The organism is Pseudoglutamicibacter albus, from assembly GCF_031458175.1.
Taxonomy (GTDB): domain Bacteria; phylum Actinomycetota; class Actinomycetes; order Actinomycetales; family Micrococcaceae; genus Pseudoglutamicibacter; species Pseudoglutamicibacter albus.
Genome location: NZ_JAVDXX010000001.1, coordinates 349810 through 364764 on the forward strand (window position 1 = coordinate 349810; position 14955 = coordinate 364764).

Below are 14955 nucleotides of genomic sequence, written 5' to 3' on the forward strand. Positions count from 1 at the left end.
AACGCACAGTTCCTTCGGCGCGCCTAACGCACGACGGTCGCGCCGGCCTCCTCGAGGGAGGCCAGTGCCGCTTTCGCCGCGTCAGCGTCCACGTAAGCGGTGTGCTGGTTGAGCACGGTGACGGTGAAACCGTTGGCTAGGGCGTCGCGCGCAGAGGCCAGAACGCAGTGGTCGGTTGCGATCCCCACAACATCAAGCTTGGTGATGCCCTCCTCTTTGAGGATCTCGGCGAGGCCGCTGCCGTCATCGGATACACCCTCGAAAGCCGAGTAGGCGGGGCTTCCCATGCCTTTACGGACCTCAAGCTCGATGCGCGAGGCATCAAGATTCGGGTGATATGCCGCGCCCTCGGTGTTGGCTACACAGTGGACTGGCCACGTGGTGGTCCAGTTCGGTTCCTCACCAGCTGGAGCGAAATGGCCGCCATTATCGCCTTCCGGTGAATGCCAATCCCGTGATGCCGCGATCAGCTGATAGTCGTGGCCCGGAGCTGTCAGCGAGTTGATGGACGCCGCAACCGCGGCTCCGCCATCACACCCCAAGGCACCACCTTCAGCGAAGTCGTTCTGCACATCCACAATCAGTAGCGCGCGGCCATTCGCGGCGCCCTCGCGGCTCTGGCCAGCAACGTTGTCAGCTACCATCGTTTTCCTTCTTTCCGGTGAAAGGACGCCCAGTGAAGGGACGTCTCCTAGGCGGGAACCCAGTTCGCGCCTTACTTAGCTGAGAGTGCCGCGACCTTTTTCTGGGCTGCTTTGTGGGCGCGGGCGGCCTTGCGTTCCTCACGCTTGGCCGCCACTTTCGCTTCGCTGCGCTTGTAGCCGCCGAAGAGCAACGCGCTGAGACCGGATGCCGCGGTCACGATCGCCACGGCCTCCTCTGCACCCACCTTCTTGGCGAGTGGATGCGAGTAGCCGAACGCGCCAAGATAGATCCCCAGTAACACAAGCGCGCGTGGCCAGCCGACCTTCTTGACCCAAATGAAGGTAGCGAAGATGCCGCAGACCGCCAACACGGCGCCGCCAAGCGGACGGTTCTTGGTGCGGCGGGCAACCTCGAAGCCGCCCACGAGTCCGGTAGTCGTCAAGAGTGGAGTAGTCAGATTAGCCATAAGGCTCTCCTTATGTGTGGAAAAGCGTCGAGAAGACAAGCCGGGGCGGTGCCGTTCTGCACCGCCGCCTGGCGTTAGTTGGAATCGTCCTTACCGGAGGTTTCTTCCGGTTCCGGCGGGGTGTGGGAAGCCTGGCGGATTATGCTCAACACGGCAACCACGCCACCGAAGCCCGCGAGTGCTTTCAGACGCCTCTTCTTACGTTTAGGGTCCATCGGCTCAGGACCAATCGGGTTGGTCATCAAACGCAACTTACGGCCTTCGAACACGTCCTTGGCGTAGGCCTTTTCCTTCTTCTTGATCCCAGAAACCGAGCGAGGCGGAAGCAAGACCTGTTCCTCAGCGATCAGGCCCGCGGTGAGCTGGCGTGCACGCTGAGCCTCAACATCGACCTCCGCACCCAAGACCAGTACGCAGTTGATGATCCAGATCCACATCAGACCAGCAATAGCACCACCGATGGAGCCGTAGGTCTTGTTGTAGTTAGCGAAGTTGGAGAGGTACCACGCGAAACCGGCGGTCGCCAACGCCATCGTGACCAGCGCGAACGTGGCACCTAGGGTGACCCAGCGGATCTGCGGGCGGCGCACGTTCGGGGTGAAGTTATACAGCAGGCCGATCATGACGATCGCAACCAGGATAAGAACCGGCCATTTCAGGATGTTCCATGCGGTCACGGCCTCAGCGCCTAGACCGATCCAGCTGCCGATCATGGACGCGAAGTCACCGGAGACCAGCAGCAACAGGATGCAGATCACCGAACCGAACAGCAACGCGAGGGTGATGAGGTACATCTGGATGCGCAAGAACATTGGGGCGCGGCCCTCTTCAACGCCGTAGACGGTGTTGATCGAGCGGGAGAACGCGTTGACGTAGTTCGAGGACGTCCACACGGCACCGAGGACACCGATGACGAAGAACAACCCAGCGCCGCCGCCTTCAGTCAGGCTCGTGATGGGTTCTTCGAGGACTTTCGCCATCTCCGGGGAGCCGACGTCCTGAACGGTGTCGAGTAGCAGTTTGGTGGTCTCTTCGCCCTGGCCGAACAAGCCCAGCGTGGAGACGAGGGCGAGCAGTGCCGGGAACATCGCGAACACTGTCCTGTAGGTCAGGGAAGCGGCCATGTCCATGCCGCCGTCGCGTGTGAACTCGCGTAGCGCTCTACCGAAAATGTATTTCCATCCGGCTGCCGGAATTGGTCCGGCTTTGTCCATGCGTTCCTCGATCGCTTCTTTCGCGTCGGGGTCTGCCGTGATGCTTCTCTCCACGGTGGGGGCCTTCCTGATGGATGTTATTCATCTAGAGCCTAACCATCTCACAGATCGGATGCCACACTTTGGAGGTTTTGGGGCTCAAGGGTGGGCGATTTCGCCGCGCCTGCGTGTGGTGTGGGTTCTAAGATGGCACGATCGGTGGTGAAGCATGCGGCGTGGCCGTGGATGCTGAAGTGAGTTTGTTGAGGGATGTTGCAGGATGCCTACGGATTTTAAGGATTCGCGCGACGCCGGCGGAGCCGGGGACGCTGAAACGTCATCTGAGGCCGGTAGTCCACGTGATGCTGAGGCGGCGGCAGCCGGTGAGGGTGCGGCGGAGCAGCTCGTGTATGGGGTAGGGGATGAGCGTGTTTCTTTGACGACCCGCACCCGCGAGGCTCTGTACCGTTTCCGCGTGGGCTTGCAGGAGGGCATGCCGCTTCCGTTGGTGATCCAGGGCGGTATTGAGGCGATCCAGGTGTATGTTCTGGGTTTGCTTGTTGTTGCGCTTCCGGTGGCTGGCGCCGCGATGTCTGGTGGCTGGTTGGGCGCGGATGTCAGCGAGGTCGCTCGTGTCACGGGGCGGTGGTGGCTGTTGGGGCATGGGGTTCCGTTGGTGCGTTCCGAGGCCGCTATTGGCGGGGCTGGCACGATGTGGTTCTTGCCTCTAGGTTTTGTTGTGTTGCCTGGCTGGTTGGCGTGGCGTGCTGGGCGGCGGTTGGCGCGGGCCTCGTGGTCTGATCAGTTGTGGCAGGCGATGCTGGGTTCGCTTCTGGTGTACGGGGTGCTCGGGATTGTGACGACGTGGTGGGCGTCCTCTGAGCTGATTGCTTCGCCGTGGTGGGGCGCGTTGTTGATTCCGTTGGTGATTCACGGGCTCGGTTTGATTGGTGGCGCGTGGCGTGAGGCGGGTTCGTTTGGCCGGTTGATTGGTTTTAATGCGGCGGAGCGGGTGCTTCACCATTCGCAGTATCAGCGGTGGGCTGGCTCGTATGTGTGGGCTGTGGTTCGCGCTGGTTTTGTGGGGCTTGTGATGGCTGTGGGGTTGGCTTCGGCGGCGTTCACGGTGCAGTTGGTGCTGCATTGGGTTGATGTGATCAACACTGTGATGCGCCTGAATCCGGGCCTGTGGGGTGGTGCCGCGTTGATGTTGCTGCAGCTTGTGTTTGTGCCGAACATGGTGATGTACACGCTGGCTTATGTCAGTGGTGGCGGGTTCGCGTTGGGTAGCACCACCTCGATTTCTGCGTTTGGTTCGTTCGGGACGGATATGCCTCCGTTGCCGGTTTTGGGGATGTTGCCGGATGGCCCGCAGGTGTGGGTTGTGGCTATCCCGGTGCTTGCTGGTGTTGTTGCCGGCTGGTGGTTTATGCGTGAGGGCGAGAACCATTTGGAGGAGTGGTTGACTCTTCGTTTTTCGCAGCGCTGGATTGGTGTGACGTTGTCTTCGCTCATGTTGGGTTTGTTGGTGGGCGCGGTCTCTGCAGTGGGTTTCGTGGTGTTGGCTTTGTTGTCTTCTGGCACGTTGGGGCTGGGTATTTTCACGTGGATCGGGCCGCACGTGTGGGTTTCGGCTGGCTTGTTGGTTGCGGAGATCGGCGTGGGCGCTGTGCTCGGTAATGTTGCTGCGCCGTTGTTTGAGCGTGACCCGGTTTTGGATGACTGAGTCTAGGTAGGGTTTGGGTATGCGTGCTGTTGTTCTGCTTTCTGGGTCTGGTACGAATTTTCAGGCTGTTGTTGATGCGGTTTCCGCTGGCCGGTTGACGGGTGTGGAGATTGTCGCGGTGGGTACGGATCAGCCGGGGGCGGCTGGTTTGCATCGGGCTGATGTTTTGGGTGCTGAAACGTTTGTGGTGGACCCTCGGGATTACGATGCGCGTGCTGGCTGGGATGCGGCGTTGGCTTCTGCGGTGGCTGGTTTTTCCCCGGATGTGGTGGTGTGTTCGGGGTTTATGCGGATTCTGGGGGCGGCGTTTCTGGAGCGTTTCGGGGATAGGACGGTGAATACGCATCCGGCGTTGCTGCCGTCTTTCCCTGGTGCTCACGGTGTGCGGGACGCGTTGGCTTATGGGGTCAAGGTCACCGGCTGTACTGTGCACTGGGTTGATGCTGGGGTGGATACGGGCCCGATCATCGCTCAGCGTGCCGTTGAGGTGCGGGATGGTGAATCCCAGGATGAGCTGCATGAGCGGATCAAGGTTCAGGAGCGTTCTGCGTTGATTGAGGTTTTGCAGGGCTTGGCTGATGGCGTGATCAGCTTCCCTCACGCGGAGGCCTGACGCGTAGACTGGGTGTGCCTGCCGTTTCGCGGCGGGCGCTTTCTGGTGCGCACGTGTAGTGCGTCTTGTTCCGCGATTTCTCCTGAGGAGCCTTTTCTCGTGACCGTTCAGGATTCCACGCCCACGACTGTTCCGATTAAGCGTGCACTGATCTCTGTATATGACAAGACCGGTTTGGAAGATCTAGCCCGCGGCCTGCATGAGGCCGGCGTTGCGATTGTCTCTACCGGTTCTACTGCTGGCCGTATCGCTGATGCGGGCATCCCGGTGACTGAGGTCTCTGAGGTGACGGGGTTCCAGGAATGCCTTGAAGGCCGTGTGAAGACGCTGCATCCGCGGGTTCACGCCGGTATTCTGGCGGACCGCCGTAAGGATGATCATGTTCAGCAGCTCAAGGATATGGAGATTGAGCCGTTTGATCTGGTGGTTGTGAACCTGTACCCGTTCGTTGAGACGGTGCGTTCGGGCGCTGACCAGGACGCGGTGATTGAGCAGATCGACATCGGCGGCCCGTCGATGGTGCGTGCGGCAGCTAAGAACCATCCTTCGGTTGCTGTGGTGGTCAACCCTGAGTTCTATGGCCAGGTGGTTGAGGCGGCCCGTGGTGTGGGCTTCGACCTGGCGACCCGCCGTCGTCTGGCTTCGCTGGCTTTCGCTCACACTGCCGCTTATGACAACGCGGTTGCCGCGTGGACTGCGGCGCAGTTCGGTGATCCCGAGGCCGCGGAGGCCCCGGTGTTCCCGCCGTATGCGGGCTTGTCGCTTGAGCGTGCTGAGGTTCTGCGTTACGGCGAGAACCCGCACCAGCCAGCAGCGCTGTATGTTGATCACGCCGCGTCCCTGGGTATTGCTCAGGCTGAGCAGTTGCACGGTAAGGCGATGAGCTACAACAACTATCAGGACGCGGACGCGGCAGTGCGTGCCGCCTATGACTTCGATGAGCCTGCCGTTGCCGTGATTAAGCACGCGAATCCGTGCGGCATCGCGGTCGCGACCCCGGGCGCTGAGGACCCGATCGCTGATGCGCACCGTAAGGCCCACGGAACCGATCCGTTGTCTGCTTTCGGTGGCGTGATCGCGGCTAACCGCCCTGTCACAGCGGGTATGGCGCGCACGGTTTCTGAGATCTTCACCGAGGTTGTTGTCGCCCCGGGCTTCGAGGACGAGGCCGTTGAGATCCTTTCGAAGAAAAAGAACATCCGCCTGTTGAGCCTGCCTGAGGGCTTCACGCAGGACACGGTCTCGATCCGCCAGATCTCCGGCGGCGCACTGCTCCAGACCACCGATCAGCTCGATGCCCCAGGCGATGACCCAGAGACCTGGACCCTGGCCGCAGGCGAACCAGCCGATGAGAAGACCTTGGCTGACCTCGCATTCGCGTGGCGTGCCCTGCGTTCGGCTAAGTCGAACGCGATCCTGCTCGCCAACGATGGCGCCGCGGTCGGCATCGGGATGGGCCAGGTCAACCGCGTGGATTCCTGCCGGCTCGCGGTCGAACGTGCCAACACCCTCGGTGTCACAGTCGCATCCGACGTCAACGCCGCAGGCGGTGCTGAGGCCGACGCCAACGCACAGTCGGAGGAACGCGCACGCGGTGCCGTGGCCGCATCGGACGCTTTCTTCCCGTTCGCTGACGGCCCGGAGGTCCTGATCAACGCCGGTGTGCGCGCGATCGTCCAACCGGGAGGATCGGTGCGTGACCAAGACACGATCGACGCGGCGAACAAAGCCGGCGTGACGATGTACTTCACCGGCGAACGCCACTTCTTCCACTAAAGAAGCCAGCTAGAGAGGCCGGTGTGGTTGATTGCTCGTGAACGCGTGTTCGGCAATAAACCTCACCGGCCTTCTTGCGACCATCTAGAATAGAGGCGAGTGTGCCCCGCCAAGCTCAGGGCACAAGTCAACTCATCAGCGACTGTTGAGGGAGAACGCCACCACATGGCAAAAATCATCTATACACACACTGACGAAGCGCCGATGCTGGCCACGCACTCGTTCCTGCCGATGGTTGAGGCTTTCGCCTCCCAAGCGGACGTGCCGATGGAGACCCGCGATATTTCGCTGGCTGGCCGCATTATCGCAACGTTTTCTCACTTGCTCCCGGAAAACCAGCGCATCAACGATGCACTGGCCGAGCTGGGCGAGATGACCCAGAGCCCGGACGCGAACATCGTGAAGCTACCGAACATTTCGGCTTCTGTTCCACAGCTAAAGGCAGCCGTTGCTGAGCTGCAGGGGCAGGGCTATGACCTGCCGGACTTCCCAGATGAGCCAAAGACTGACGAAGAGCGCGAGATCCGTGAGCTCTACGGCAAGGTCATGGGTTCGGCCGTGAACCCGGTTCTGCGTGAGGGTAACTCTGACCGCCGCGCACCGCAGTCGGTCAAGAGCTACGCGAAGAAGAACCCACACTCGATGGGTGAGTGGACTAAAGAATCCAAGACCAACGTCGCGACGATGGGCAAGAACGACTTCGCGTCCAACGAGAAGTCCGTTGTCCTGGAGAAAGACGACGAACTCACCATCCGCTTCACCCCTGCCGGTGGCGAGGCTAAGGTTCTCAAGCCTGCGTTCAAGGTGCTTGAAGGCGAGGTTGTTGACGGTACCTTCATGTCTGTGAAGGCGCTCGATGCGTTCCTCAAGGAACAGGTTGCACGCGCTAAGGATGAAGGCATCCTGTTCTCCGCGCACCTCAAGGCGACCATGATGAAGGTCTCCGACCCGATCATCTTTGGCCGCGTTGTGCGCGCATACTTCGCTGACCTGTTCGCCAAGTACGGCGAGAAGCTCGCTGAAGCCGGTTTGTCCCCGAACAACGGCCTGGCCTCGATCATCTCCGGCTTGGATTCCCTCGACTCCGAGACGGCCGAAGGCGTCAAGGCTGAGATCGAGAAGGCCTACAACGAAGGCCCAGCGATCGCGATGGTCGATTCCTCGCGCGGGATCACCAACCTGCACGTCCCATCGGACATCATCGTTGACGCATCCATGCCAGCGATGATCCGCACCTCCGGCCAGATGTGGAACGCGGACGATAAGACCCAGGACACCCTGGCGATCATCCCAGACTCCTCCTACGCGGGCGTCTACCAGACCGTGATCGAGGACTGCCGCGCCAACGGTGCATTCGACCCAGCAACCATGGGTACCGTCCCGAACGTTGGCCTCATGGCCCAGAAGGCCGAAGAGTACGGTTCGCACGACAAGACCTTCCAGCTTGAGGAAGACGGCACAGTTGAGGTCGTCAACTCCGCGGGCGACGTCCTGATCTCCCACGAGGTTGAGGCCGGCGACATCTGGCGTGCATGCCAGACCAAGGACCTGCCGATCCGCAACTGGGTTGAGCTCGCAGTTGAGCGCTCCCGCCAGTCCGGTATGCCAGCTGTGTTCTGGCTCGATGAGAACCGCGCACACGATGCGAACCTCATCGAGAAGGTCAACACCTACCTCAAGGACCTCGACACCGACGGCCTGGACATCCGCATCCTCGCCCCGAAGGAAGCAACCCAGTTCTCGGTGGACCGCATCCGCAAGGGTGAGGACACCATCTCGGTGACCGGTAACGTCCTACGTGACTACCTGACCGATCTGTTCCCGATCCTCGAGCTCGGCACGTCTGCGAAGATGCTCTCGATCGTCCCGTTGCTCGCTGGCGGTGGCCTGTTCGAGACCGGCGCTGGCGGTTCCGCACCGAAGCACGTCCAGCAGCTCGTTGAAGAGAACCACCTGCGTTGGGACTCCCTCGGCGAGTTCCTCGCTTTGGCTGAATCCTTCGAGAAGTTCGGCCGCCAGACCGAGACCCCAGCAGCTGAGGTTCTCGGCCGCGCACTCGACGCAGCGACCGGCACGTTCCTGGATGAGAACAAGTCCCCATCCCGCAAGGTAGGCGAGCTCGACAACCGCGGCTCCCACTACTACCTGGTCCGCTACTGGGCTGAAGAGCTCGCCAAGCAGACCGAGGACGCACGCCTCGCGGAGGTCTTCGCACCTGTTGCGAAGGCACTGGTTGAGAAGGAAGAGCAGATCATCTCCGAGCTCAACGGCGCACAGGGTGTGGCTGTTGAGCTGGGTGGCTACTACCGCCCAGACGAGAAGAAGGTCTCCGAGATCATGCGGCCATCCGCAACCCTCAACGAGATCATCGACGGCCTCAAAGCTTAAGTTTCTCGCTGATACAGCGAACGGGCGGCGTGACCACATGGTCACGCCGCCCGTTCGTTTACACGTCAGTGTGTTTGTGTGGCAGCGCCGCAGTGCTTTAGCTGCTTAGCGCTGCTGCGTGGCGGCGAGCCAGGCCGACGTAGGTTTCAGCGGACGTTGAGAGTGCAGCGACTTCCTCGTCGGTCAGTTCGCGGCGAACCTTCGCAGGAGCCCCGGCGACCAGCGAGCGCGGAGGGACCTCCATACCCTCCAGAACCAGCGCGCCAGCGGCGATGAGCGACTGCTCGCCGATGACCGCGCCGTTCATGATGGTCGCCGACATCCCGATGAGCGTGCCATCACCCACCGTGCAGCCGTGCACCACTGCGGCGTGGCCGACCGTAACGTCATCGCCGAGCGTGCACGGGTACTCAGGGTCAGCGTGGACCACCACGTTATCCTGCAGGTTGGTGCGGGCGCCGATGCGGATCGGCGCGGAATCCCCACGGACTGATACCCCATAGAACGCCGAAGAGTCTTCTGCTAAAACTGCATCGCCACTTACCGTGGCGGTTGGGGCTAGGAATGCGGCAGCGCCCACGTCAGGGGTGCCGTTATCGAGTGCAATGATGTGTGCCATGTAGCAAGCCTACTGACGCAGGCCCACTCTTGCATCCAAAGCCGTTCAGTCTTGTTTCCAGTAGCTCGGCATCTCTGGAGCATCCTGGGGATCGAACCCTTCGGTAGGCACGGTTTGGTCGGGGCAGCGTTTCAGGACCTGTTTCATCGCGTCCTTTTCGGCCTGGGTGACCCACAGTTTATAGCGGGACTTCACGGCGATCTGGCGGGCCACCATCGGGCACCTGTAGGACTTATTGGGTGGGAGCCAGCTTGCGGCGTCGCGGTCAGATTTCTGCTGGTTGAGTGGCCCGGAGACCGCGAGCAGGTTCAGCGGGTCATTCGCGAGCAAGATCCGTTCGCGTTTGCTCAAGTTCTGGGCGCCCTTCTGCCACGCGTCAGATAACGCTACGACGTGGTCGATCTGGACCGCCTCGGAGGTGCGGGGGCCGCGCTGAAAGTTGATCATGTCGCCCGAATACGGGTCACGGAGGACGCCTTTTTCGACGCCGCAGCGGCCTTGTTGGGTGATATCGCTCAGGTCTCGCTTGAGGATGTCGTCGCGGGTGCGGCAACCGTTACGGTCGGTATCGAGCCACGCCCGCCCGAAAGACTCTTTACGGTTATAGCCGGTCTTAGGCGCGCGGCCCTTGACCTCGAGGGTCTCCAGGACTGCTGCCGCATTATGAGACCGCGCGGGATCAGTGGCTCTATTGTCACCCGGCGCGGTTTGGGACGGCGCTGCTTTGGAAGGCGCGGTTTTGGAAGGCGCCGGCGTGGAAGGTGCGGTCGCGCTGGGCTTGCTTTCACCCGGCGCGGTTTCATTCGGTGCGGTTGAACTACCGTTGATGGAGAGCTTACCGATCACGAAAATCAAGAGCGCAGTCACAGCAAGGGCCATGAGTTTGTTAAATGTTTTCTTGAATTTTCGTGAGGCGCCAGACTTTCGTTGCATACCGAGCATCATCCACCAACCCGCGCTCGCGCCGCGAGTTCGGCTCGCCATGCACGCGTATGTGAAGCATCACGCAACGGGATCTACCGCCATAATGGATGAATCATGCAGTGCGATTATTACGATGCGGGAGTGTGTTTATCCTGCACGCTCATTCAACAGCCCTACGCCCAACAGGTTGAACTCAAACGGAGCCAGGCTCAAACGTTGCTCGAGCCGTACGGGCCAACGGCCTGGCTTGAACCGTTCACTGGGCCTGAGCAGGGCTACCGCACCCGCATCAAAATGGTGGTGGGCGGAACCTATCGACGCCCGACTTTCGGGATCCTGGACCGGGAGCGCCGCGGTGTGGACTTGCGCGAATGCGGGGTGATCCACCCGGAACTGACCCGCATGTTCGGGCTCATTCATTCGCTCATCCGCATCAGCAAACTCGCCCCGTATTCCGTCCCCGAGCGCACAGGCGAGCTCAAACAAGTCCACATGACGTTGAACGAAGCCGGGCAGATCATGCTGCGATTCGTGATGCGCTCCCGCGCCGGAGTCAAAGCCTTGCGACCGAACCTGGCCGGCTTCCTCGAAAGAGCCCCGCACATCGTGACGGTGACAGCCAACCTGTTGCCGGATCACGTCGCGCTCGCCGAGGGAGAAGAAGAAATCCATCTAACCGGTGAAACCACGTTCCCGCTCACGATCAGCCGCCTGCCGTTGCGGGTTCGTCCGCAAGGGTTTGTGCAGACTAATCAGGCGGTTGCCGAGGGGCTTTATGCCCAGGCGGGGGAGTGGATCGCAGCGGCCTCGCGGGACAGCCACGTAGGGCCTCCGGAGACCGTGTGGGATCTGTATGCGGGCGTTGGCGGTTTCGGGTTCACAGCGGCCCAAGCCGGGGCCGGGCACGTGATAGGCGTTGAGACCTCCTCCGAGGCGGTCGCTGCCGGCAACGCCGCGGCAGCGGCACAGGGTATGGCCGCGGTCGAGTTCATCGCGGCTGATGCGACGCAGTGGGTTCGCGAGAAACCTGCGCCAGAGCTCATCATCGTCAATCCGCCTCGGCGCGGACTAGGTCCAGACCTGCCCGTGTGGCTCAACGAATGCGAAGCCGAGAGCATCATCTATTCGAGTTGCAACCCCACCACGCTCGCCCGTGACCTCGCCGCGATGAGCAACTGGAGCATCGAGCAGGCGCGCTTGTTCGACATGTTCCCTCAAACCCCGCACATGGAGGTCATCGCGCTGCTGAGCAGGTCTTAGTCGAAAACGGCAGGGCTTAGTCGAAGACAACAGTGCGGTGGCCGTCCAGGAGCACGCGATGCTGGGCGTGCCACCGTACCGCGCGCGCGAGCGTCTGTGCCTCGGTAGCGCTACCTTGCTGCACGAGCTCTTCCGGGGTGCGGTCGTGACGCACCGGGGTCACGGCCTGGTCGATGATCGGGCCTTCGTCGAGGTCGCTGGTCACATAGTGCGCGGTGGCGCCGATGAGTTTGACACCGCGGGCATGCGCCTGGTGGTACGGCCGGGCCCCCTTGAAGGAGGGCAGGAACGAGTGGTGGATGTTGATCGCCCGGCCAGATAGTTCGTTGCAGAGCTCATCGGAGAGGATCTGCATGTAACGGGCGAGCACCACGAGGTCGATCTCGTGCTCAGCAACAAGCTCCCGCAGCTTCGCCTCGGCGTCTGCCTTGGTGTCTTTCGTGACCGGGATGTGCGTGAACGGCACGCCATAAAACTCAGCGAGCGGCTTCAACGCGGTGTGGTTGGAGACAATGAGCGGCACCTCGATCGGCAGGTAGCCTGCGTGCTGGCGGCTCAACAACTCTTCGAGCGCGTGCGGGGCCTTTGAACACATGATGAGGGTCCGCAGTGGCGCGTCCGCGTCCCACACCTTCAAATCCATCTGGAACTGCTGAGCGACCGCGCGGAGATGAGCCTCGACATCGACGGTGGGCAGACGCACGTCCGCTTCAATCCGCATGAAGAACGTGCCGGTCTGGTCAGAACCGTACTGCTGGGATTCCACGATGTTGCCGCCGGCTTGAAACAGCGCCCCGGTCACGTGGTGGACGATGCCCGGCTGGTCTGGGCAGGACAAGCTCACCACAATACGGTGGCTGCTGTTGACATCGCGGTGGCTAGTTTTGCGCTCCATAGGGTTCACGATAGCGGGGGCTTGCGGTGGGGTTGCTATTCGTTGAGTTGCTGCGTCGAGTTATGTTCGGTGTCTGATGGGTGTTCACGGGCTAGAATGGAGGCGTCCGCCGTGTGTTCACTCGACACCTCACGTGCCGGGTGCCGCGGCATCGCTGTTGCCGAACACCAACGAGCGCTAAGCGCCGCACAGGAGAGGCCCGTGTCACAGACTTCCGATGTCACTAATCAGCCGCTTGCTGAGGTTGACCCCGAAATCGCTGCCCTGATCGATCAGGAATTGGGGCGTCAGCGCGACACCCTGGAAATGATCGCTTCTGAGAACTTCGCTCCGCGCGGTGTTTTGGAGGCTCAGGGCTCGGTTCTGACGAATAAGTATGCCGAAGGTTATCCGGGGCGCCGCTATTACGGCGGCTGCGAATACGTGGATCAGGTTGAAGACCTGGCGCGGGACCGCGTCAAGGCCCTGTTCGGAGCGGGTTTCGCCAACGTTCAGCCGCACTCGGGAGCTTCCGCTAACGCCGCCGCGTTGGCGGCGATGATCAACCCAGGCGACACGATGCTGGGCCTTTCGCTCGCTCACGGCGGCCACTTGACGCACGGCATGAAGCTCAACTTCTCCGGCAAGCTCTACAACGTTGCCGCTTACGAAGTAGACCCGGAGACGTTCCGCATCGACATGGATAAGGTGCGTGAGCAGGCGCTTGAGGCCCGCCCGAACGTGATCGTTGCTGGCTGGTCGGCGTACCCTCGCCAGCTGGATTTCGAGGCGTTCCGTTCGATCGCCGACGAGGTTGGCGCGCTTCTGTGGGTTGATATGGCGCACTTCGCTGGCCTGGTGGCGGCTGGCTTGCACCCGAACCCGGTGCCGGTTGCTGACGTGACGACCTCGACTGTCCACAAGACGCTCGCCGGCCCACGCTCGGGCGTGATCTTGTCCAACACCGCTGAGATGTCCAAGAAGATCAACTCCGCAGTGTTCCCTGGCCAGCAGGGCGGCCCGCTCATGCACGCGATCGCCGGTAAGGCTGTTGCGTTCAAGGTTGCCGCTTCTGAGGAGTTCAAGAACCGCCAGGAGCGCACGCTGAGTGGTGCGAAGATCCTCGCCGAACGGCTGACCGCCAAGGACGTTGCCGACACGGGTGTTTCGGTTCTGACCGGCGGCACCGACGTCCACTTGGTCCTGGTTGACCTGCGCGAATCCGAGCTCGATGGCCAGCAGGGCGAAGACCTGCTGCACGAGGTCGGCATTACCGTCAACCGCAACTCTGTCCCGTGGGATCCACGCCCGCCGATGGTGACCTCCGGCCTGCGCATCGGCACCCCGGCTCTGGCGACCCGCGGCTTTGGCGACAAGGAGTTCACCGAGGTCGCTGACATCATCGCGGTTGCTTTGCGTGACGGCAAGAACGCTGATGTTGATGCGTTGCGTGCCCGCGTGGATAAGCTCGCCGCTGACTTCCCGCTCTATCCTGGCCACGAGAACTGGTAAGGGGGAGTCATGACGGCAGTAAAGCTTGATGGGCGCGCGGCGTCCAAGGCGATCAAGGAAGAGCTCGCTGAGCGTATCGCGGCGCTCAAGGAACAGGGTGTGACCCCGGGGATCGCTACGGTCCTGGTGGGCGCTGACCCTGCCTCGCAACTGTATGTGGGGATGAAGCACAAGCAGTCGGTGGCGTTGGGCATGAACTCGATCATGCGTGAGCTACCTGCGGATGCGACCCAGGAAGACGTTGAGGCTCTGATCGATGAGCTCAACGCTGATGAGTCCTGCCACGGCTACATCGTTCAGTTGCCGTTGCCGAAGCACCTGGATACGGATGCGATCTTGGAGCGGATCGATCCGAAGAAGGACGCGGATGGCCTGCACCCAACGAATCTCGGCAAGCTGGTGCTCAACGTCAATGACCCGATCGACACCCCGTTGCCGTGCACCCCGCGCGGTGTGATCGAGCTTTTGACTCGCAACGGTGTTGAGATCGCGGGCAAGCATGTTGTTGTTGTGGGCCGCGGTGTCACGATCGGTCGTCCGATCGGCTTGTTGCTGACCCGCCGCGAACACAACGCGACCGTGACCCTGACCCACACCGGCACCAAGGACATGAGCGAGCACTTGCGCCGGGCCGACATCGTGGTTGCCGGCGCGGGCGTCAAGCACATGATCAAGGCTGAAGACATCAAGCCGGGTGCAGCTGTACTGGATGTGGGTGTGACCCGCGAGCCCGACCCTGAGGGTGGCCGCGATAAGGTCTACGGCGACGTCGATCCAGCGGTCCAAGAGGTAGCAGGGTACCTTTCGCCGAACCCAGGTGGTGTGGGCCCGATGACGGTCGCGTTGCTCATGACTAACGTTGTTGAAGCCGCCGAACGTTCCCTTAAGAAGTAACGGTCACGCGACGTAAGTAGGGGAATCGATCCGGCTAGGGGATTCAAACCTCGCTTGATATGCGA

13 protein-coding genes are annotated in these 14955 nt (G+C 61.5%); 7 read left to right on the forward strand and 6 right to left on the reverse strand.

The window, feature by feature from the left end; translation table 11 throughout:
• Window positions 1-23 precede the first annotated feature (23 nt).
• The 3 genes from J2S67_RS01490 to J2S67_RS01500 all read right to left on the reverse strand — a co-directional run bounded on the left by J2S67_RS01490 (window position 24) and on the right by J2S67_RS01500 (window position 2379).
• Complete coding sequence (locus J2S67_RS01490) at window positions 24-644, reverse strand: isochorismatase family protein (RefSeq protein ID WP_310245615.1); 621 nt, start codon at window positions 642-644, stop codon at window positions 24-26.
• A 71-nt stretch (window positions 645-715) separates the two neighbouring features.
• Window positions 716-1111: a hypothetical protein gene (locus J2S67_RS01495; RefSeq protein WP_310245617.1), complete on the reverse strand. Its 396-nt coding sequence runs from the start codon at window positions 1109-1111 to the stop codon at window positions 716-718.
• Between the two features lie 74 nt (window positions 1112-1185).
• Complete coding sequence (locus J2S67_RS01500) at window positions 1186-2379, reverse strand: YihY/virulence factor BrkB family protein (RefSeq protein WP_310245620.1); 1194 nt, start codon at window positions 2377-2379, stop codon at window positions 1186-1188.
• 205 nt (window positions 2380-2584) lie between these two features.
• Here J2S67_RS01500 and J2S67_RS01505 point away from each other — a divergent pair, with 205 nt between their 5' ends.
• The 4 genes from J2S67_RS01505 to J2S67_RS01520 all read left to right on the forward strand — a co-directional run bounded on the left by J2S67_RS01505 (window position 2585) and on the right by J2S67_RS01520 (window position 8807).
• Window positions 2585-4030, forward strand: coding sequence for a cell division protein PerM (locus J2S67_RS01505; protein WP_239446215.1), 1446 nt, complete (start codon window positions 2585-2587; stop codon window positions 4028-4030).
• A gap of 19 nt (window positions 4031-4049) precedes the next feature.
• Window positions 4050-4643, forward strand: a complete 594-nt coding sequence (gene purN, locus J2S67_RS01510) for a phosphoribosylglycinamide formyltransferase (RefSeq protein ID WP_310245623.1) — start codon at window positions 4050-4052, stop codon at window positions 4641-4643.
• Between the two features lie 99 nt (window positions 4644-4742).
• Window positions 4743-6419 carry a bifunctional phosphoribosylaminoimidazolecarboxamide formyltransferase/IMP cyclohydrolase gene (purH, locus tag J2S67_RS01515; protein ID WP_310245626.1) on the forward strand — a complete coding sequence of 559 codons (1677 nt, stop codon included), beginning with the start codon at window positions 4743-4745 and terminating at the stop codon, window positions 6417-6419.
• A gap of 165 nt (window positions 6420-6584) precedes the next feature.
• Window positions 6585-8807: an NADP-dependent isocitrate dehydrogenase gene (locus tag J2S67_RS01520; RefSeq protein ID WP_070507647.1), complete on the forward strand. Its 2223-nt coding sequence runs from the start codon at window positions 6585-6587 to the stop codon at window positions 8805-8807.
• Window positions 8808-8904: 97 nt separating this feature from the next.
• Here J2S67_RS01520 and J2S67_RS01525 read toward each other — a convergent pair whose 3' ends face one another.
• Together J2S67_RS01525 and J2S67_RS01530 are read right to left on the reverse strand one after the other, a co-directional pair.
• Entirely contained in the window at window positions 8905-9426 is a 522-nt protein-coding gene (locus J2S67_RS01525; protein WP_070490047.1) for a gamma carbonic anhydrase family protein, read from the reverse strand.
• A gap of 45 nt (window positions 9427-9471) precedes the next feature.
• Window positions 9472-10410, reverse strand: coding sequence for an HNH endonuclease family protein (locus tag J2S67_RS01530; RefSeq protein WP_310245632.1), 939 nt, complete (start codon window positions 10408-10410; stop codon window positions 9472-9474).
• A 54-nt stretch (window positions 10411-10464) separates the two neighbouring features.
• Here J2S67_RS01530 and J2S67_RS01535 point away from each other — a divergent pair, with 54 nt between their 5' ends.
• Window positions 10465-11610 carry a methyltransferase gene (locus tag J2S67_RS01535; protein WP_310245633.1) on the forward strand — a complete coding sequence of 382 codons (1146 nt, stop codon included), beginning with the start codon at window positions 10465-10467 and terminating at the stop codon, window positions 11608-11610.
• Between the two features lie 16 nt (window positions 11611-11626).
• Here the strand turns inward: J2S67_RS01535 and purU are convergent, their stop codons facing one another.
• On the reverse strand, window positions 11627-12505 hold the full coding sequence (gene purU / locus J2S67_RS01540; RefSeq protein WP_310245636.1) for a formyltetrahydrofolate deformylase: 879 nt from the start codon (window positions 12503-12505) through the stop codon (window positions 11627-11629).
• A 201-nt stretch (window positions 12506-12706) separates the two neighbouring features.
• Between purU and glyA the strand changes: the two genes are divergently transcribed.
• Entirely contained in the window at window positions 12707-13996 is a 1290-nt protein-coding gene (glyA, locus tag J2S67_RS01545) for a serine hydroxymethyltransferase (RefSeq protein WP_239446209.1), read from the forward strand.
• Between the two features lie 9 nt (window positions 13997-14005).
• Entirely contained in the window at window positions 14006-14890 is an 885-nt protein-coding gene (locus J2S67_RS01550; protein WP_310245640.1) for a bifunctional methylenetetrahydrofolate dehydrogenase/methenyltetrahydrofolate cyclohydrolase, read from the forward strand.
• Window positions 14891-14955 lie beyond the last annotated feature (65 nt).